Genomic DNA, 18,585 nt, shown 5'->3' with positions numbered 1-18,585 from the left:
CCGCCACCCTTGGTCAAGACCAATCGTCGGCCCCTCGGTCCCCGCACAGGCGACCCGGCGCGGAGCGTTCACGAGGCGTTCGTACGCGCGGTCGTGTGTGACATCGCGGCAAAGCTCCCGTCGCAGAGCCCGGCCCCAAGGGGCTACCCGTCGGTAGCAATTGCTGACAAGCTGTCTCACGCCGTCCGCCGGCAGCCCGGACCGTCAGCAGCCAGACCGTCAGCAGCCAGACGAGGAGCAGTCATGTCCGCCACCGCCTCCTTCGCAGTCCCCACCGCGCACGGCCCGAAGGACGTGACCGTGTCCTACGCGCGCGTGGGACGGGGCGATCCGCTGGTCCTGCTGCACGGCATCGGACACCACCGGCAGGCCTGGGACCCGGTCGTGGACATCCTGGCCACCGAGCGCGAGGTGATCACCGTCGACCTTCCCGGCTTCGGCGCCTCCCCCGCCCTGCCGGACGACCTCGCCTACGACCTGCCGACGACCAACTCGGTGCTGGGCGCGCTGTTCGAGGCCCTGGAACTGGACCGCCCGCACATCGCCGGCAACTCGTTGGGCGGCCTGCTCGCCCTGGAGCTGGGCCGGGAGAAACTCGTACGGACCGTCACCGCCCTGTCCCCCGCCGGGTTCTGGACGGAGGCCGAGCGCCGGTACGCCTTCACGCTGCTGCTCGCCATGCGGGGCATCGCCCAGCGGATGCCGGTGCCGCTGGTGGAGCGGCTGAGCCGTACGGCGGCCGGACGCACCGCGCTGACCAGCACGATCTACAGCCGTCCTGGGCGCCGTGCGCCGGAGGCCGTGGTCGCCGAGACGCGCGCGCTCGCGAGTGCCGTCGGCTTCGAGGCCACCCTGCGCGCGGGCGCCACCGTACGGTTCACCGACGGCCTGCCGGGCCTGCCGGTGACGGTGGCCTGGGGCACCCAGGACCGCATCCTGGTGCGGCGTCAGGGCGTCCGCGCCAAGCGGCTCATCCCGCACGCGCGCCTGGTACGGCTGCCCGGCTGCGGCCACTGCCCCATGAACGACGACCCGGCGCTGGTCGCCCGGGTCATCCTGGACGGCAGCCGCTGACCGGTCGTCGGCGCCTTCCGGCCCGTACGGGTGCCGGCCGCCCCGACTCCCGCGCGCGCGGGTCTCGTTGTTCACCTCCGGTTCGCGTGCGCGCCGTGGCGGGTCAGTAGGTGTGGCTGCGCACACCGGCCTGATCCCGTGCCTGGAGGCGCAGCCATGTCACACCGTCCGTCCCCCGGCCGCCGCAGTGTCCTGCGCGGCTCGCTGGCCGCGTCGGCGGCCCTGACCCTGCCCGTGGGCCTCGGCGCGGCCCCGGCCTTCGCCCGGTCCGGGCGCCCCCGGGCGGACTGGGGTGTGCAGACGGGCGATGTCACCGCCGACTCCGGTCTGGTCTGGGTGCGGTCGGACCGGCCGGCCCGGATGATCGTGGAGACGGCGGCCACCGAGTCGTTCCGCCATCCGCTCCGCCGGCACGGCCCGCTGCTGGGCGCCGGCACGGACTTCACCGGCACCACCCGGCTGCACGGCCTGCCCTCGGGCGAGCAGATCCACTACCGGGTGCTGCTGGCCGACCCGGACGACCCGCGCCGCACCGGCGAACCGGTGACCGGCACCTTCCGCACCGTCTCCCGGCGCCGCCGCGAGGGTGTCCGGTTCCTGTGGTCGGGCGACCTGGCCGGGCAGGGCTGGGGGATCAACCCCGAACTGGGCGGCTATCGCATCTACGACGCGATGGCACGGCTCGACCCGGACTTCTTCCTGTGCAGCGGCGACAACATCTACGCCGACGGCCCCCTCACCGCCACCCAGGCCCTGCCCGACGGCGGCACCTGGCGGAACGTCACCACCGAGGAGAAGTCGAAGGTCGCCGAGACCCTCGCGGAGTTCCGGGGCAACTTCCGCTACAACCTGCTGGACGCGAACCTGCGCCGGTTCAACGCCCAAGTGCCCTCGATCATCCAGTGGGACGACCACGAGGTCCGCAACAACTGGTACCCGGGCGAGGTGATCGCCACCACGGACACCCGGTACACCGAGAAGAGCGTCGACGTCCTCGCCGCGCGCGCCCGGCGGGCCTTCGGCGAGTACTTCCCGGTCTCGACGCTGCGTCCCGGCGCCCGGGAGGGCCGGGTCAACCGGGTGCTGCGGCAGGGCCCGCTGCTGGACGTGTTCGTGCTGGACATGCGGACGTACCGCAACGCCAACTCCCCGGACGACCAGACCACCGACCCGCAGGGGATCATGGGGCGGGAGCAACTGGAGTGGCTGAAGCGGGAGCTGGCCCGTTCCCGTGCGGTGTGGAAGGTGCTCGCCGCCGACATGCCGCTCGGTCTGGTCGTGCCCGACACCACCGAGAACCGGCCGAACTTCGAGGCGGTGGCGCAGGGCGACCCGGGCGCGCCGCTCGGCCGTGAGCTGCAGATCGCCGAACTGCTGCGGTTCGTCAAGCACCGGCGGATCACCGGCACGGTGTGGCTGACGGCGGACGTCCACCACACTTCCGCCCAGCACTACCAGCCCTCGCGGGCGGTGTTCACCGACTTCGAGCCGTTCTGGGAGTTCGTGTCCGGGCCGCTGAACGCCGGTGCCTTCCCGGCCAGCGAACTGGACGGCACGTTCGGTCCGGAGCGGGTGTTCGTGAAGGCACCGACCGCGTCGAACGTGTCGCCGGCGGGCGGCTACCAGTTCTTCGGCGAGGTCGACATCGACGGCGGCAGCGGCGAACTGACGGTCCGGCTGCGCGAGCAGGACGGCACCGTGCTCTTCTCGCGGACGCTCCAGCCGGGGCGCGTCGGCCAGTAATCACCGGGCGGGGCCGGCCGGTCCCGTACGCTGCGCAGCGTGTCGCGCGCCGGCGTCATCCCCCGGCGCGCGGCACGGCAACTCCCCTGCCGGACGGGGTGTTTCCGCAGGTCAAGGTCATTGTCAGTGGTCGCCTCTACGGTTTTTCCATGACGCGATCACTGCAGGCCGTGGCCTATCGCCGGTCCTCCACGCTGGAGTCCGCCGCGGACGGGCGCCGGCTCGGGCTGGAAACCTCCCGAGGGGCGACACCCACCGGGGTCCAGGACCATCCGCGTTTCTTCGCGGGCTTCCTGACCTCGCCCCGGACGGCCGCCGCCGGGCTGCTCGCGGTGGCCGACGTGGCCGCGGCACGCTACTACCAGCCGCGGCTGCGCGCCTCGCTCGACCCGGTGGTGACGGGCAACGGCGACCGGCTGCGCTTCGAGTCCTTCTCCGGCTGCGGCGGGGTGTACGCGCGCCTTGACGTGCTGACGCAGGGCCTCGACGGCGGCGAGGTGGGGCACGGCACGACGAACGTCGACGTCAACAACCCGCTGCGGGAGGCGCTGTCCCGGCTCGGCGGCGACGATCCGCTGCATCTGCGGGTCGGCCCGGAGGAGCTGGCGGTCACCACACTGGACGGTCCCGTGGTGGAGAAGAAGGTCCCGCTGCCCGACCGCTGGCTGCGGGGCTTCGCCGAGGCCCAGGTGGTCGCGGCCGGCTTCGACCTGCGGGCGGCGCTGCCGGCCGACGAGGCGGTGCGGTTCCTGCGCGGACTGCCCCGGGCGGACGCGGCGCGGCGGGCCCCGGCCGGCCCGCGCTGGGTGGTGCCGGTGGGCCGCGGCCTGCGGCCGACGACCCGGGCGGTGCCGGGCGCGGTCTGCCTGCCGGGCCCGGAGCGGCTGGCCGCGCTCCAGCGGGTGCTGCGGTACGCGACGGCCCTACGGGTGTACGGCCCGGCGGCCACCGGTGCCGCCCCGGCCGCCGCGGCCTGGGAGGTCGTCCTGCCCGGCATGCGGCTCACCTTGACGCTGTCACCGGACGCCTCGCGCGGCTTCTCCGGGGAGGGCGGCGTGCTGGAGGCGCTGGCCGCCGAGGAGACCGCGGCGGACGCCGAGCTGGTCTCGGTGCTGCTGGCCTGGGAGCCCCGCGTGGACGTCGCGGACCTCGCCGCCGCCTCCGGCCTGACCCCGGAGCGGGTCCGCGCCGCCCTGGTCCGGCTCGGCACCTCGGGCCAGGTCGGCTACGACACGGCGGAGGCGGCCTACTTCCACCGCGAGCTGCCCTACGACGCCGGGCGCGCCGAGCGGCACAACCCGCGGCTGCGCTCCGCCCGGGCCCTGGTGGCGGCCGGCGCGGTGGCACTGGACGGCGCCCTGGCCACGGTGACGGCGGAGGACGGGCATGCGCACCGGGTGCGGGACGAGGCGGGGACGCTCAGTTGCAGTTGCCTGTGGTGGGCGCGGTACCGGGGCGGGCGCGGGCCGTGCAAGCACGCGCTGGCGGTGCGGCTGGTGCGCCGCGGAGCCGTCGTGGAGGCGGCGGGCACCTCGGTGGCCGCAGGGGTGTGCGATGAGTGAGCTGATGGAGGCGGTGCGAGCGGGCCGCACGACGTACACGCTCCTGCTGCTGACCGCCCTCTCGGACAGCGAACGGCGCTCGTACGTACCGGAGTTGAAGGAGCTCCGCAAGGAGCTGCGGACCACGCGAAGTGGGGACTACGAGTCCGCGCGGATCCAGCCGGCGCTGTATCTGGCCGGGGCCGCCTGTCACTCGGGGGCGGCGGCGGTGGCGGGCTGGCTCGCGGCGGCGGACATGCGCTGGGGCCGGGCACCTACCGCGTCCGTCCTTCGGGTACTGGAGCACCGGGACGCCGACTGGCTCGCCGACCTCGCGCACCGGCTCGCGGCTCGGCCGGTGGCCGCGGAGGTGCCGTACCCGCTCATGGCCGAACTGGTGCGCCGCGCGGAGTGCGAGGTGCCGCTCACCGACGCCTATGTCATCGGCTGGATCCAGCACGTCAGCGAGGGCGGGGACCGGTCCGGCCTGCTCGACCGGCTGCGCGGCGAGCCGCATCTCGCGGTGCTGGTCTCCGGGATGTTCACGCTCACCGATCTGCGCGAGGTCCGGTGGCTGCCGGCGGACGGTCCCGGGGCGTGGCAGAGCGCCCTCGCGGAGCTGGCCGGCGCGGGCACCCTGGACCGCTCAGTCCTGCTCGACGGCTGCGTGGCCCGGCTGCTGCGCGGCGGCGGCCCCACGGACCACCGGGTCTTCCTGCCGCTGCTGACCCGGCTGGAGCCGGACCCGCGGGAGGAGCGGGCGCGGATCGCCGACTGGGCGGCTCTGGCCCGGGACGCGGTCTCGCCCGTCGCCGCCCACGCCCAGTCGGTGCTCACGGCGCTGACCCTGGCCGGCGAGCTGACGACCCGGCAGCTGGCCGAGGTCTCGGAGGGGCTGTTGTTCCGCGTCGAGAAGAAGCTGGTGCGGGCGCAGTTGGTGCTGCTCGGCAAGGTGCTCGCCCGTGACCCGGGCGCGGCGGCGGAGCTGCTGCCGGTGGTGGCCCAGGCGTTCGGGCACGAGGACAGCCAGGTGCGGGAGCGCGCGCTGAAGCTGGTCGAGCGGTATGCCTCCCGGCTGGACTCGGTCGAGGAACTCGCCTGGGCAGCCGACCAGTTGAGCCCGGCGCTGCGGCACCGGGCGGCGGCACTGCTCGGGCTCGCCGAGGCGCCCCCGGAGGTGTACGAGGAGGTGCTGCCGCCGGTTCCCGAGCCGGTCCGGCTGCCGCCGGCGCCGAAGACGGCGGTGGAGGTGGCCGAAGAAGCCGGCGCGCTGCTGGCCTCCGGCGGTGCCGACGTGGCCGCGTACGAGCGGACGCTGGACGGACTGGTGCGCCATGCCCACCGGGACCCGGCGGCCCTGCGTGAGGCGCTCGCGCCGGTCGTCGCCGGCCGTTGGTGGACCGGCTCGCACGCCGCCCGCTGGGCGCCTTCCTCCGACCCCTTCGGCAACTCCCGCTACGGCACGCTCGCCGCCGGCGAGGGGATCGACCTGCTCCTGGCGACCCTGCACGGCAAGGTGGGCACGGACACGCTGCACGCTGCCGTGCGGCGCGGTCCGCAGGAGCACCCGTGCCCGCACAGCGCGCTCAGCCGGGTGTTCGACGCCCGGCTGCGCGAGGTGGCGTACCGCATACGGACCGAGCCGCTGCCGCTGCTGCTGGCCACGCCCACCTGGGGCACCGGCCTGCTGGATCCGGCGGACCTGGTGGCCCGGCTCGCCGAGTACCGGCGGCTGGACGCGCGGGTCGGTGAGGCCGACTTCGCCCAGGCCCTGCTGCGGCTGCGCACGGACGACCGGGCGGCGGTGCGGGAGGCGGCGGTGCGGGCGCGGGCGCTCGGCACCCGGGAGGGCGAGCGGCTGGCCCGGCTGCTGAGCGGCGACACCGTGCCGACCGGCGGCAGGCTCGCCCGCTGGCTGCGCGGCGGCTCCCGCGCCTGTGCCGGCGAGCCGGTCCGGCGCCGGACCAAGGGCGAGCGGATCCTCGTGGAGCTGGGCGAGGTCCCGGAGTTGCGGGAGGGGTTCCCGAAGGCGTTCCGGGGGCTGGGCCTGCCGGTGTCCGCCTTCGGTGACCGTACGCGGTGCCACCACTGGGACGACGCGCGCCGTCCGCACTGGACGGCCGTCCTGCCCGGGCGGCGGGAACTGACGGCGGCCCGGCTGCTGCCCGACCTCGCGGACACGGCCATGGACCACGACCGGGGCACCGCCGTACTCCCCTTGCTCGCCGAGGCCGGCGGGGAGGCGGGCGACGCCGTGCACCTGTGCGTGGCGTACGGGCTCGGTGCGCGCCGCGCCGAGGGCCGGCTGGCCGCGGTGGACGCGCTGCTGGTGCTGGCGGCGCGGGGCCAGTTGGACGCGGCCCGGCTGGGCTCGGACCTGGGCCGGCTGGTGAGCGGCGGCGCGGTGAAGGCGCAGCGGCTGGCGGACGCGTTGCGGACGGCGGCGGGCACCGGTGCCCACGCGACGACATGGAGCGTGCTGCGGCACACCCTGCCCGTCCTCCTGACCGATCTCGCGACCGCGTCGGCGGCGAACACCGCGCTGGTCAGAGGAGTCGGTGAGCTGCTGGCCGCCGCCGCGGACTGTGCCGAGCGCTGCGGGGCGCACGGGGAGCTGCCGCACCTCGCGGACGCCGCCGGCCGCAAGGGCGGCTCCCGCATGGTCACCGAGGCACGGCGGCTGCGGGCCGCGCTGACCCCGCGGGAGGTGGCCGCCTGAGTCGCCGGTCCGGGCCCGCCCCGGTGCTGTGGAAAAGGCAACAAACGGGGCGGAGCATGCTTTACCCATCGGTCACAATCAGTTCGTGATCACGCAACACCCTTCCTTCACAGTGGTTGCATGACTCCAGATATGTCTGATGTGACCCGGACGAAGCACGGGCGGCCCGTGCACCACTGGCGGCGGGACGTCGTCGAGCTGGCCGCGCTGTTCACCGCCGTCGCCGTGGCCGACGCGGTGGCGAACCTGATCGGTCACGGGCCCGACGGCCCGGCCCTGCTGATGATCTCCGCGATGGTCCTGGCGGCGACGGCGGGCTTCCATGTGTGGTGGGCGAGGCGCCACGGCCACGCACCGCCGGCCGGTGATACCGGCGCCCGGCCGGCCGTGGGGATACGGCCGGCCGGGCCCGTCGAGCGGAGCACCGCCGGGGAACCGGGCGCCGGCACGGACGACGGGCCCGGGCCCGGCGCGCTGTGGCGGATGCGCACCACGGTGAAGGACGAGCCCGGTTCGCTGGCCGCGTTGTGCGCCGCGCTGGCCGGGCGCCGGGTGGACATCCTGAGTCTCCAGACGCACCCGCTGGCCGACGGCACGGTGGACGAGTTCCTGCTGCGGGCGCCCGGTGAGCTGTCGGCGGCGGAGATCACCCGGGGCGTGTCGCTGTCCGGGGGCCGGGACACCTGGATCGAGCGGGCCGACGCTCACGATCTGGTGGACGCCCCCACCCGGGTGCTCGGCCTCGCGGCGCGTACCGCGCTGGACGCCGCCGAACTGCCGCTGGCACTGCGGCAGTTGCTGGGCCGCTGCACGATCCGTTCGCTGCCCGGCTCCCCCGTCGGCGGCGGCCGGGGTGCCGAGCCGGTGCCGGTCGAGGGAGTGCTGGAGGACACGGTGATGCGGCTGCGGGCCCCGGAGGGCGGGGTGCTGACCGTGGAGCGGCCGTATCTCCCCTTCACGCCGACCGAGTTCGCGCGGGCCCGGGCGCTGGTGGAGCTGGACGGCCGGCTCGGCCCGCGTATCCCGCGCGGCCACGACGTGCTGACGCTCGCGGAGGGCGACGACATCACCGTGCGCCGGGTCGACACCGGGGATCTGGTGGCGGCCAGGGAGATGCACGAGCGGTGCTCGGCGCGGACGCTGGAGCTGCGCTACCACGGCCCGGTCCGGGACGCGGACCGCTACCTCAACCACCTGCTCAGCCCGCGCTTCGGGCGGACGCTGGCCGCGCAGACCTCCTCGGGGCGCGTCGTCGGGCTCGGGCATCTGCTGTGGGACGGTGACGAGACCGAGGTCGCGCTGCTGGTCGAGGACGAGTGGCAGCGGCGCGGGATCGGTGCCGAACTCCTCGGTCGGCTGGTGGCGTTGGCCGTGGAGGCCGGCTGCGAGAGCGGGTACGCGGTGACCCGGGCGTCCAACACCGGCATGGTCGCCGCGATGCGCGGCCTCGGGCTGCCGCTGGACTACCAGGTGGAGGAGGGCACGCTGGTGATCACGGCCCGCCTGACCCCGTCGTCGCCGGCCGCGCGCCCGCCCTACGATCCCGCCCAGCGCCACCTCGGCACCCCGGCCCACCGCGACTGACCGGCCCACCACGGGCAGGGGGTGCCCCAGCACACCCCCGACCCGCCGTCCCGGTGCCCCCTCACCAGGTATGTCGGCCCCTGTCGTAGCCGGGTGCGCCGGACATCGATCCCCGCGACCGCCGGGATGCGCCGGACGGCCGGTCACGTCACCCGGAACCCGGCGGTGGGGTGCCGGCCGCGCTGCGCGTTCCGATGACGCGGCCGTGAACGACTGGCCGACCGGCTGGGTGAACGTGGGCGAGGTCGGGGTGGGATGCCGCCCCACTCGGTGGGATCGAGTGCCGGTCTGGCGTTCGGGCGCGTCGAGAGAACCCGGCGGTCGCGGCAGCGGCACGCGACCGCTCCGCGCACCGCTGCTCTTGCCGGCCCCGGTCCCCCAGGCGCGCCCCGAGGTGTGCGCGGCACCGCCGCACCTGATCAGCGGCGCCCGCGCCCGGCCGGCCGCACACGGCCGCCCCTGCCGGCCGTCCCCATGTCGGCGCTGGACCCCAGCCGTGCCCCGACCACGCGCGGCACCGCCGCACATGATCCCCGCGCATGATCGGCGATGCCCCGGCCCGGCCCCTCGGCCGTCAGGCCGCAGCCGTCCGCCCCGCGCTCCCCCGCGACAGTGCCCAGCATCACCTTGCCCGATCTGCGCCCCGGTCGCGGCCGCCCGGACCTCAGTGGCTCCGGCTCGCCGTGACGGCGTTCGCCCTCGTCCCCTCCATCCCGGCCGGGTGTCCCGGGGAGCCCCCGAGGGCCTGGTCCAGGTCGGCCCACAGGTCGTCGGCGTCCTCCAGGCCGACCGAGAGGCGGAGGAGTTTGTCGCTGACGCCGGAACCGCGGCGGTCGTCGGCGTCGACGATGCGGTGGCTGATGGACGCCGGGTGCTGGATGAGGGTGTCGACGCTGCCCAGGCTGACCGCTGGGGTGACGAGCCGTACCCGGGAGATGACCTCGTGGGGGTCGCCGTACACCTCGAAGGCGATCATCGCGCCGCCGAGCCGGGGATAGCACACCCGGGCCACGCGCGGGTCGGCGCCGAGCCGGCGGGCCAGTTCGGCGGCGTTCGCGGAGGCGGCCCGGACCCGCACCGGGAGCGTGGACAGGCCGCGCAGCAGCAGGTAGCCGGCCAGCGGGTGCAGGACACCGCCGGTGGCGAACCGGATCTGCCGCAGCCGCCCCGCCAGTTCCTCGTCGCACGCCACCACGCCGGCCAGTACGTCCCCGTGGCCGCCGAGGTACTTGGTGGCGCTGTGCAGCACCAGCCGGGCGCCCTGCTCGGCCGGGCGTTGCAGCACCGGGGTGGCGAAGGTGTTGTCGGCGAGCAGCGGCACGGAACCGCAGGCGTGCGCGACGGCGCGCAGGTCCAGTTCGGCGAGGGTCGGATTGGCCGGGGACTCCACCATCACCAGGCCGGTGTCCGGACGCAGCGCGTCGGTGATGCCGGCCGGGTCGGTCCAGGTGACCTCGGTGCCGAGGAGCCCGGCGGTCAGCAGGTGGTCGCTGCATCCGTACAGCGGCCGTACCGCGACGACGTGGCGCAGGCCCATGGCGGAGCGGGCGAGCAGGACGGCGCTGAGGGCGGCCATGCCGCTGGCGAAGGCGACCGCCGACTCGGTGCCCTCCAGGCGGGCCAGGGCGGTTTCGAAGCGGGCGACGGTCGGGTTGCCGAGGCGGCCGTAGACGGGCGGGCCGACCGGGTCGGCGCCGTCGCCGGCGAAGGCGTCGATGCGGGCGGCCTCGGCGCGGCTGTCGTAGGAGGGGTAGGTGGTGGACAGGTCGATCGGCGGGGCGTGCAGGCCCTGGCCGGCGAGGTCGTCGCGGCCGGCGTGCACGGCCTCGGTGGCCAGGGCTCTCGGTGCGGTGCGTACGTCGCCGTAGGCACCGGTGCTCGCTGTGTCCATGCGCGGAAGGGTGAACATCGAACGGTTCTCCTGAGCGAGACGCCGTGCTACGTTCGGCATATGGCCGAATCTGTCGTACTGGATCCGGTGGATCTCCATCTTCTGCGGCTGTTGCAGAACGACGCCCGGACCACGTACCGCGACCTCGCCGCGCAGGTGGGGGTGGCGCCGTCGACGTGTCTGGACCGGGTGGCCCGGCTGCGCCGCTCGGGGGTGATCCTGGGGCACCGGCTGCAACTCGATCCGGCCAGACTCGGCCGTGGCCTCCAGGCGTTGCTGTCGGTGCAGGTGCGTCCGCACCGCAGGGAGTTGGTCGGGCCGTTCGTGGAGCGCATCCGGGCACTGCCGGAGGCGTGCACGGTGTTCCATCTGACCGGGCCGGACGACTACCTGGTGCATGTGGCCGTCGCGGACATGGCGGACCTCCAGCGGCTGGTGCTGGACGAGTTCACGGCGCGGCGGGAGGTCACCCGGGTGGAGACGCGGTTGATCTTCCAGCAGTGGGAGTGCGGGCCGCTGTTGCCTCCCGGCCACGCCGAGAGCTGAATCCCCGGTTACCCGGGTGACGCGGTGATCCTCTCCGTACGAGGATGGGCCGCATGTCTGAGACCCAGAGCCCGCTGCCCCGTCAGGTCGCCGACGCGTACGTGGACGACCTGATCGCCCTCGACCCGGTCACCGGTACCTACCTCGGTGTGAAGGAGAGTTCGAGCCGCCTGCCCGACTACTCGCCGGCGGGCCGGGAAGCGCTGGCCGAGCTGGCGCGGACGACCCTCGCGCGGCTGGACGAGGCGGAGCGGCGGCCCGGCGCGGACAGCGACGCCGAGCGGCGCTGCGGGCGGCTGCTGCGGGAGCGGCTGACGGCGGAACTCGCCGTGCACGAGGCGGACGAGCACCTGCGCGCGATCGGCAACATGGCCACGCCCGGCCACGCGGTGCGGGAGATCTTCACGGTCACCCCGGCGCAGACGGACGAGGACTGGGCCGCGATCGCCGAGCGGCTGCGGGCCGTGCCCGGCGCGTACGCGGGCTACCGCGAGTCGCTGCGACTCGGCCTGGAGCGCAAGCTCTTCGCGGCTCCCCGGCCGACCGGGACGTTCATCGGGCAGCTCACCGAGTGGGCCGGCACGGACGGTTCGGGCCGGGGCTGGTTCGAGGACTTCGCCGCCGCCGGCCCGGAGGCGCTGCGCGCGGAACTGGACGCGGCGGCGCGTGCGGCGACCGTCGCGGTGGTGGAACTGCGGGACTGGCTGCGGGACGTGTACGCGCCGGCCGCCGAGGGCGCGCCGAACACGGTCGGCCGGGAGCGCTACGCTCGCTGGGCCCGCTACTTCAACGGCACCGACCTGGACCTGGACGAGGCGTACGCGTACGGCTGGGCGGAGTTCCACCGGATCCTCGCGGAGATGCGGCGGGAGGCGGAGAAGATCCTGCCCGGCGCCGCGACCCCGTGGGTGGCGCTCGCGCACCTCGACGAGCACGGCCGGCACATCGAGGGCGTGGAGGAGGTGCGCGTGTGGTTGCAGGACCTGATGGACAAGGCCATCGAGGACCTGGACGGCACGCACTTCGAACTGGCCGAGCGGGTGCGGAAGGTGGAGTCGCGGATCGCCCCGCCCGGCAGTGCGGCGGCGCCGTACTACACGGCTCCGACCGAGGACTTCTCCCGGCCGGGCCGCACCTGGCTGCCGACGATGGGACTGACCCGGTTCCCGGTCTACGACCTCGTGTCCACCTGGTACCACGAGGGGGTGCCCGGCCATCACCTCCAGCTCGCGCAGTGGGCGCACGTGGCAGAGCACCTCTCGCGCTACCAGGCCACGGTCGGCGGGGTCAGCGCCAACGCGGAGGGCTGGGCGCTGTACGCGGAGCGGCTGATGGACGAACTGGGCTATCTGACCGACCCGGAGGAGCGGCTCGGCTATCTGGACGGGCAGATGATGCGGGCGGTGCGGGTGATCATGGACATCGGCATGCACCTGGAGCTGGAGATCCCGGCGGACTCGCCGTTCCATCCCGGTGAGCGGTGGACGCCGGAGCTGGCCGAGGAGTTCTTCGGCGCGCACAGCAGTCGGCCGGCGGACTTCGTGGAGAGCGAGCTGACCCGCTACCTGACCATCCCGGGGCAGGCGATCGGCTACAAACTCGGCGAGCGGGCCTGGCTGCTGGGCCGGGAGAAGGCGCGGGCACGGCACGGGGAGGCGTTCGACCTGAAGGCCTGGCACATGGCGGCGCTGTCCCAGGGCTCGCTGGGCCTGGACGACCTGGTGGACGAGCTGGCCCGGCTGTAACGGGCGGGGACGGACGCGGGCCGCCCGGATGTGACGGACACGGCCCGGCGGCCACGGACGCGTCCCGGCTCGCGGCTCGCGGCTCCCGGCTCGCGGCTCGCGGCTTCGGCTCCCGGCTCCCGGCTCCCGGCTGTGAGGGCCGTACTCCGGCGGCCACGAGCGCGGCGACGCGGCCGGTTCGGCGGGCGGGCTGTCGGCCGTACGGCCCTGTTCCGCTGGCGCCCGCGAGCGCCGCACCGCTAGCTGGGGGCGGGAGCCGAGCGGTGGAGGTGGCCGGTATGCGGGAGAAGGGGCCGGGGCAGGAGGCGCTGGAGACGCCGCGGGCCGCCGCGCTGGCCGGGGTGGTGTTCGCCCTGCTGCTGGCCGCCGTGATCGTGCTGGTGCGGCTGGGACTGCCGGAAGGCGCGGACGCCGCCACGGCGCAGTGGTTCACGGACTCCGGGCAGCGCGACGCCTTGCGGACCGCGCTGGCGCTGGTGCCGTTCGCCGGCATCTTCTTCCTATGGTTCGTCGGCGCCGTCCGGGCGCACGTCGGCGCGGGCGAGGACAAGTTCCTCGCCACGGTCCTGCTGGGCAGCGGCCTGGTGTTCACGGCGACCTTGTTCGGGGCCGCCGCCGCGGCCGATGCCGTACTCGACGTGGGCCACTCCGGCGGAGCGGCGCCCGTGCCGGAGACCTGGGGCTTCGGCCGGGACTTCGCGTACACGCTGATGACCGGGTACGCCATGCGGATGGCGGCCGTCTTCGTCTGCTCCATGTCGGTCATCGGGCACCGGCTCGGTGTCCTGCCGCGCTGGCTGACGGTGCTCGGCTTCCTGACCGCGCTGACACTGCTGTTCCTGTCCTCCAACGTCCCCTGGGCGGAGCTGGTCTTCCCCGGCTGGTCGCTGGTGCTCAGCGGCTACATGCTGGCCGTGGCCCGCCGCACCCGGCCGGCCGGGGCCTGACCTCGGCGAGGCGCCTGACCTCGGCGGGGCCCGGGTGAGCCGGTCACCCGAACGGCGCGCCCGGCGCGCGGCGCCCCCGGCCCGGCTCCCATGCTGGCGTGCGGGACAAGACCGCCGTCCGGAGACGCTCGCACGCCACGGGCGGCGCCCTCCGGGCCTGGCCACCGGAAAGGGCGGAGCGTCGATGAGGCTCGTCGTCGATCTCAACAAGTGCCAGGGATACGCGCAGTGCGCGTTCCTCGCCCCCGACGTCTTCGCCATGCACGGCGAGGAGTCGCTGATCTACGACCCGCGCGCGCGGGAGGAGCAGCGGGAGCGGCTGGCCCGCGCCGTCGCCGCGTGCCCGGTGCAGGCGATCACCGCCGACGGCCTGGAGGGGGCGGCCGGGGCGGAGGCGAGCGCCGGTATGGGCGCCGGGGATGCCTCCGATGCCCGCTGACCACCTGGACTGGTTGCGGCGGGAGGGCCGGATCGTCGTCGTCGGCGCGTCGCTGGCCGGTCTGCGGGCCGCCGAGACGCTGCGCGCGGAGGGCTTCACCGGTTCGCTCACCATGATCGGGGACGAGCCGTACGAGCCGTACGACCGGCCCCCGCTGTCGAAGGGCGTGCTGCTGGGCAAGGCGTCCCCGCTGCACACCGAGCTGCCGCACCGCCGCGAGATCGACGCCAAGTGGCGGCTGGGGGTCCCGGCGACCGGGCTCGACCTGTCGGCGAAGCGGGTACGGCTGGCCGACGGCGACGAGGTGGAGTACGACCGGCTGCTCATCGCGACGGGAGTGCGGGCGCGGCCGTGGCCGAAGGAGGACGAGGCCCGGCTGGACGGGGTGTGTGTGCTGCGCACCCGGGAGGACGCGGCCGACCTGTACCGGCGGCTGAAGGCGGGGCCGCGCCGGGTGTTCGTCATCGGTGCCGGGTTCGCCGGTTCCGAGGTCGCCTCGGCCTGCCGGGAGATGGGCATCGAGGTGACCGTGGCGGAGCGGGCCGGTGGCCCGCTGGTGGGCGCGCTCGGCGGGGTGGTCGGCGCGGTCGCCGCCGACCTCGCGGTCGAGAACGGCGTGGACCTGCGCACCCGGGTCACGGTGACCTCGCTGGAGGGGGACCAGGCGGGCCGGGTGCGGGCCGTGCACCTGTCCGACGAGAGCACCGTCGAGGCGGACGTGGTGGTCGTCTCGCTGGGCTCGGTGCGCAACACCGACTGGCTCGCCGGGTCCGGGCTCGGCGCGGGGCCCCGGGGCATCGCCTGCGACGCGGGGTGCCGGGCCTTCGACTTCCGGGGCATCGTCACCGACGACGTGTTCGTGGCCGGTGACGTGGCCCGCTCCCCGCACGCCCTGTTCGGCTACCAGTTCCTGTCGCTGGAGCACTGGGGCAACGCCGTCGCGCAGGCGGAGACCGCCGCGCACAACATGATCTGCCACGGCGCCGACCGCCGGCCGCACCTGTGGATGCCGGCGTTCTGGTCCTCGATGTTCAAGGTGAACATCAAGTCGGTCGGGGTGCCGCCCATGGGCGAGCAGATCATGATCGCGCAGGGTTCCCTGGCCGAGCGGCGGTTCGTCGGGGTGTACGGGCACAAGGGCCGGATCGTGGCCGCCGTCAGCTTCGACAACACGCGGTGGCTGGAGTTCTACCAGCGGCAGATCGAGCGGGGGGCGCCGTTCCCGGTGGAGTACCCGACGGTGGACCGGCGCCCCGAGGGCCGGCAGCCGGTGGACGCCCAGTTCCCCGACCCGTCGCTGCCGACCCACGGCCCGATGGTGACCATGAGCGGTTACTCGCCGGCCGACCAGCAACTGGTCTTCCACCCCGCCCGCCACTGACCGACCGACGCCCCGAGGAACTGCCATGCCACAGCCCACGCTGCTGAGCCGGATCACCGACTTCGCCAACCGCGCGAACCCGTACCCCCTCTACGAGGAACTGCGCGCGGCGCCGGTGCTGCACGAGGAGGAGGACGGGCCGTACGTCCTCAGCTCGTACTTCGACATCGAGGCGCTGCTCCACGATCCGCGGATCAGCTCCGACGCCCGCAACCTGGCCGCCGCCGGGGACGACGAGCTGGCCGGGGACGAGACGGGCGGGCTGCCGCCGTCGTTCCTGCGGCTCGACCCGCCCGAGCACGACCGGCTGCGGCGGATCGCCAACAGCGCGTTCGGGCCGCCGCACCGGCCGCGGCGGATCGAGAACCTGCGCGGGGACATGCGGCAGACCGTCAAGGAGCTGATCGACGGCTTCGGGGACGAGCGCCGGATCGACCTGGTCGACCAGTTCGCCTATCCCTTCCCGGTCACGGTGATCTGCCGGCTGCTCGGGGTGCCCCGGGAGGACGAGCCGAAGTTCCGCGGCTGGGTCGATCCGCTGGTGGCGAGCCTCGACCCGGCGGCGGGGCAGGACACCGGCGGCGAGTTCCAGAAGTCGGCGCAGGAAGCGCGGATGCAGCTCGGCATGTATCTGGCCGGACTGGCCGAGCAGCGGGCCAAGGAGCCGCGCGACGACCTGCTGTCCGACCTGGTGAACAGCGAGGGCCCGGACGGCGCCATGACGATGATGGAGGTGCTCAGCACCTCGGTGCTGCTGCTGATCGCCGGGCACGAGACGACGGTCAACCTGATCACCAACGGCATGCTGACGCTGCTGCGCCACCCCGAGGTGCTGGCCCGGCTGCGGGAGGACCCGGGCCTGTCGGTGCGGATCGTGGAGGAACTGCTGCGCTACGAGCCGCCGGTGCAGCTCGTGCCGCAACGCACCTGCATCGCCGACGTCGAGGTGCGCGGGGTCACCATCCCGAAGGGCTCGCGGATCTGGCTGGTCCTGGCGGCCGGCAACCGGGACCCGGAGCGGTTCAAGGACCCGCAGCGCTTCGACCCGGACCGCGAGGACATCCAGCACCTCGGGTTCGGCAGCGGCATCCACAGCTGCTTCGGCGCGCCGCTGGCCCGGCTGGAGACCCAGATCGCCCTCTCCGAGCTGGCCCGGCGGCTGGAGAACCCACGGCTGGTCGAGGACCCGCCGCCGTACCGCCAGAACGCCGTACTGCGCGGCCCACGGCACCTGAACATCGAGTTCGACGGACTGCGCGACTGACCGAGCCGGCGGGGGCCGGGTCACCACCGCACCGACGCGTGCACGGCTGACCGGCCGGGCAGGCCCGGGTCACCACCGCGTCGACGGTGCCCGCGGCTGACGGGGCGCCCGGCGCGGGTCAGTCGCGGGTCAGTCGGGTCTGTCCCCAGTCCGCCGAAGCCGCTGCCCCGCCCGAGCCACGTCTCGGGACCCGGCACGACCCGGCCCGGCCCACGCACACCGCGTATCGGCCCGGCGCCAGCGGGACGCGGAGACGGTCGGCCGGGGCCGGGTCGCCGCCGGGCGGCACGGAGTCGAAGAGGTCGACCGGGCCCGGGACGGTCCAGTGGATCTCCTCGTTCCATTCCACTCGGCCTCCGCCGGCGCGGTGGGGACGGCGGCGAGGAGTTCGGCCTCGGAGCCGACGGCGGACCGGCGGACGAAGGTGCCGTGTTCGGGCAGGTACGGCGTGGCGTCCGGTTCCTCGCCGAGGACGAGGGCGGCGCTGTCACCGACCGGCAGGACGCCGACCGGTCCAGGGGCCTCGCACGCCCGGTCGTAGTCGGTGTCGAGGTCCTCGGTGTCGGCGCCCGCCCAGAACGGCAGCATCGCCTCCGGGACGGCGATCAGCGAGCCACCTCCCGACTCCACCCACTCCAGCACGCCTTGGTCCGCGTATCGAGCCACGGACAGGCAACCCGCCCGGGCCGCTCTCAGCAGCCGCAGGCGCCCGCCACCGGAGCGGTCAGCGGATCGGCGGCGCGGTGGGCGGTCCCCTGCCAGGTCTCGTAACCGAGGCCCTCTCGCGCCCAGTACTCGAAGCCGCCGAGCAACTCCTTGACCTGGTAACCGAGTTCGGCGAGGGCGAGGGCCGCACGGGCGGCGCCGTTGCAGCCCGGCCCCCAGCAGTACGTCACCACCGGCATGCTTCGGTCGAGGAGTTGGCCGGCCTGTTCGGGGATCAGGGCGGTCGGCAGGTGGCGGGCGCCCGGGATGTGGCCCTGCTCCCAGGACTCGGCGGACCGGCTGTCGACGAGCGTGAAACCGGGGTCGCCGCCGGAGGCGAGGGCGGCGGCCACGTCGGAGACGTCGGTGTGGAAGGCGAGGCTCGCGCGGAAATGGGCGGCGGCCTCGGCGGGGGCGGCCGGGGGGACGCTCAGCACGGGGTGGCCGGAGGTGGTGTGGGTCATGTCCGGAAATCTACGGGCGGTGTCCGGCTTCCTGAACCGAGGATCCCCGGTGCTCCCCTTGCCCGGCCGCTGTTTTCCCTGCTGTTCCTCGCGGATGACCGTGTATTCCCCGGACGCCACCGACTGGCGCATCCTCGAAGTCCTCCAGCGCGCGGGGCGGGCCGGCTACACCGAACTGGCCCGCGAGGTCTCGATGTCCCCGAGCGCCGTCACCGAGCGGGTCCGGCGTCTGGAGGAGGCGGGGGTGATCCAGGGCTACGCGGCGGTGGTCGACCCCGCGCGTCTCGGCCTGCCGATCCTGGCGTTCGTGCGGCTGCGCTACCCCAACGGCCACTACAAGCCCTTCCACGACCTGGTGGCGGTGACGCCCGAGATCCTGGAGGCGCACCACGTCACGGGCGACGACTGCTTCGTCATCAAGGTGGCCGCCCGCTCCATGCCCCACCTGGAGGAGATCGCCGGGAAGATCGGCGCCCTGGGCTCGGTGACCACCAGCGTGGTGTACTCCTCGCCGCTGCCCCGCCGCCCGCTGGGGCGATGAC

The 18,585-nt window shown here is 74.6% G+C and carries 14 protein-coding genes and 1 pseudogene; 12 read left to right on the top strand and 3 right to left on the bottom strand.

Going from position 1 to position 18,585, the window contains the following annotated elements; genetic code table 11:
* The first annotated feature begins 243 nt into the window (after positions 1-243).
* From NX794_RS05745 to NX794_RS05725, 5 genes are all read left to right on the top strand, one after another.
* Positions 244-1,074, top strand: coding sequence for an alpha/beta fold hydrolase (locus NX794_RS05745; RefSeq protein ID WP_258777089.1), 831 nt, complete (start codon positions 244-246; stop codon positions 1,072-1,074).
* Positions 1,075-1,230: 156 nt separating this feature from the next.
* Entirely contained in the window at positions 1,231-2,817 is a 1,587-nt protein-coding gene (locus NX794_RS05740; protein WP_258777087.1) for an alkaline phosphatase D family protein, read from the top strand.
* Between the two features lie 149 nt (positions 2,818-2,966).
* Positions 2,967-4,379 carry an SWIM zinc finger family protein gene (locus tag NX794_RS05735; protein WP_258777086.1) on the top strand — a complete coding sequence of 471 codons (1,413 nt, stop codon included), beginning with the start codon at positions 2,967-2,969 and terminating at the stop codon, positions 4,377-4,379.
* On the top strand, positions 4,372-7,077 hold the full coding sequence (locus tag NX794_RS05730) for a DUF7824 domain-containing protein (protein WP_258777085.1): 2,706 nt from the start codon (positions 4,372-4,374) through the stop codon (positions 7,075-7,077). The genes NX794_RS05735 and NX794_RS05730 overlap by 8 nt, the downstream gene beginning before the upstream one ends.
* Before the next feature lie 132 nt (positions 7,078-7,209).
* The gene (locus NX794_RS05725; protein ID WP_428985855.1) at positions 7,210-8,661 is read left to right on the top strand and encodes a GNAT family N-acetyltransferase; all 1,452 of its coding nucleotides are present in this window, start codon (positions 7,210-7,212) and stop codon (positions 8,659-8,661) included.
* A gap of 664 nt (positions 8,662-9,325) precedes the next feature.
* Here the strand turns inward: NX794_RS05725 and NX794_RS05720 are convergent.
* Positions 9,326-10,552 carry a trans-sulfuration enzyme family protein gene (locus tag NX794_RS05720; RefSeq protein WP_258777083.1) on the bottom strand — a complete coding sequence of 409 codons (1,227 nt, stop codon included), beginning with the start codon at positions 10,550-10,552 and terminating at the stop codon, positions 9,326-9,328.
* Positions 10,553-10,612: 60 nt separating this feature from the next.
* On the opposite strand from NX794_RS05720, the gene NX794_RS05715 reads away from it, so the two are divergent.
* The 6 genes from NX794_RS05715 (at position 10,613) to NX794_RS05690 (ending at position 16,874) form a co-directional block, all read left to right on the top strand.
* Positions 10,613-11,098 (top strand): Lrp/AsnC family transcriptional regulator, encoded by a 486-nt coding sequence (locus tag NX794_RS05715; RefSeq protein ID WP_258777082.1) that lies wholly within the window; start codon positions 10,613-10,615, stop codon positions 11,096-11,098.
* Positions 11,099-11,151: 53 nt separating this feature from the next.
* Positions 11,152-12,843 carry a DUF885 domain-containing protein gene (locus tag NX794_RS05710; protein WP_258777081.1) on the top strand — a complete coding sequence of 564 codons (1,692 nt, stop codon included), beginning with the start codon at positions 11,152-11,154 and terminating at the stop codon, positions 12,841-12,843.
* A gap of 278 nt (positions 12,844-13,121) precedes the next feature.
* Positions 13,122-13,790: a hypothetical protein gene (locus NX794_RS05705; protein ID WP_258777080.1), complete on the top strand. Its 669-nt coding sequence runs from the start codon at positions 13,122-13,124 to the stop codon at positions 13,788-13,790.
* Between the two features lie 184 nt (positions 13,791-13,974).
* Positions 13,975-14,229, top strand: coding sequence for a ferredoxin (locus NX794_RS05700; protein WP_258777079.1), 255 nt, complete (start codon positions 13,975-13,977; stop codon positions 14,227-14,229).
* Positions 14,219-15,610 carry an NAD(P)/FAD-dependent oxidoreductase gene (locus NX794_RS05695; protein WP_258777078.1) on the top strand — a complete coding sequence of 464 codons (1,392 nt, stop codon included), beginning with the start codon at positions 14,219-14,221 and terminating at the stop codon, positions 15,608-15,610. Before NX794_RS05700 ends, NX794_RS05695 begins: the two co-directional genes overlap by 11 nt.
* A 25-nt stretch (positions 15,611-15,635) precedes the next feature.
* Positions 15,636-16,874, top strand: a complete 1,239-nt coding sequence (locus NX794_RS05690) for a cytochrome P450 (protein ID WP_258777077.1) — start codon at positions 15,636-15,638, stop codon at positions 16,872-16,874.
* A gap of 170 nt (positions 16,875-17,044) precedes the next feature.
* Here NX794_RS05690 and NX794_RS05685 read toward each other — a convergent pair.
* Together NX794_RS05685 and NX794_RS05680 are read right to left on the bottom strand one after the other, a co-directional pair.
* Positions 17,045-17,540, bottom strand: a pseudogene (locus NX794_RS05685) (Imm21 family immunity protein); the annotation flags it as partial.
* A gap of 26 nt (positions 17,541-17,566) precedes the next feature.
* Positions 17,567-18,043, bottom strand: a complete 477-nt coding sequence (locus NX794_RS05680; RefSeq protein ID WP_258777076.1) for a rhodanese-like domain-containing protein — start codon at positions 18,041-18,043, stop codon at positions 17,567-17,569.
* A 94-nt stretch (positions 18,044-18,137) separates the two neighbouring features.
* On the opposite strand from NX794_RS05680, the gene NX794_RS05675 reads away from it, so the two are divergent.
* Positions 18,138-18,584, top strand: coding sequence for an Lrp/AsnC family transcriptional regulator (locus NX794_RS05675; protein WP_258777075.1), 447 nt, complete (start codon positions 18,138-18,140; stop codon positions 18,582-18,584).
* The last annotated feature ends 1 nt before the right edge of the window (position 18,585 follow it).

The sequence above is a fragment of the Streptomyces pyxinicus genome (assembly GCF_024753135.1).
GTDB lineage: Bacteria > Actinomycetota > Actinomycetes > Streptomycetales > Streptomycetaceae > Streptomyces > Streptomyces pyxinicus.
This window is presented reverse-complemented; position numbering and strand designations above follow the sequence as displayed.

Coding starts and splice junctions, on each gene's coding strand:
- NX794_RS05745 (WP_258777089.1), top strand. CDS start 244: ATGTCCGCCACCGCCTCCTTCGCAGTCCCCACCGCGCACGGCCCGAAG.
- NX794_RS05695 (WP_258777078.1), top strand. CDS start 14,219: ATGCCCGCTGACCACCTGGACTGGTTGCGGCGGGAGGGCCGGATCGTC.
- NX794_RS05725 (WP_428985855.1), top strand. CDS start 7,210: ATGTCTGATGTGACCCGGACGAAGCACGGGCGGCCCGTGCACCACTGG.
- NX794_RS05720 (WP_258777083.1), bottom strand. CDS start 10,552: ATGGACACAGCGAGCACCGGTGCCTACGGCGACGTACGCACCGCACCG.
- NX794_RS05680 (WP_258777076.1), bottom strand. CDS start 18,043: ATGACCCACACCACCTCCGGCCACCCCGTGCTGAGCGTCCCCCCGGCC.
- NX794_RS05740 (WP_258777087.1), top strand. CDS start 1,231: ATGTCACACCGTCCGTCCCCCGGCCGCCGCAGTGTCCTGCGCGGCTCG.
- NX794_RS05730 (WP_258777085.1), top strand. CDS start 4,372: ATGAGTGAGCTGATGGAGGCGGTGCGAGCGGGCCGCACGACGTACACG.
- NX794_RS05710 (WP_258777081.1), top strand. CDS start 11,152: ATGTCTGAGACCCAGAGCCCGCTGCCCCGTCAGGTCGCCGACGCGTAC.
- NX794_RS05690 (WP_258777077.1), top strand. CDS start 15,636: ATGCCACAGCCCACGCTGCTGAGCCGGATCACCGACTTCGCCAACCGC.
- NX794_RS05700 (WP_258777079.1), top strand. CDS start 13,975: ATGAGGCTCGTCGTCGATCTCAACAAGTGCCAGGGATACGCGCAGTGC.
- NX794_RS05675 (WP_258777075.1), top strand. CDS start 18,138: ATGACCGTGTATTCCCCGGACGCCACCGACTGGCGCATCCTCGAAGTC.
- NX794_RS05735 (WP_258777086.1), top strand. CDS start 2,967: ATGACGCGATCACTGCAGGCCGTGGCCTATCGCCGGTCCTCCACGCTG.
- NX794_RS05705 (WP_258777080.1), top strand. CDS start 13,122: ATGCGGGAGAAGGGGCCGGGGCAGGAGGCGCTGGAGACGCCGCGGGCC.
- NX794_RS05715 (WP_258777082.1), top strand. CDS start 10,613: ATGGCCGAATCTGTCGTACTGGATCCGGTGGATCTCCATCTTCTGCGG.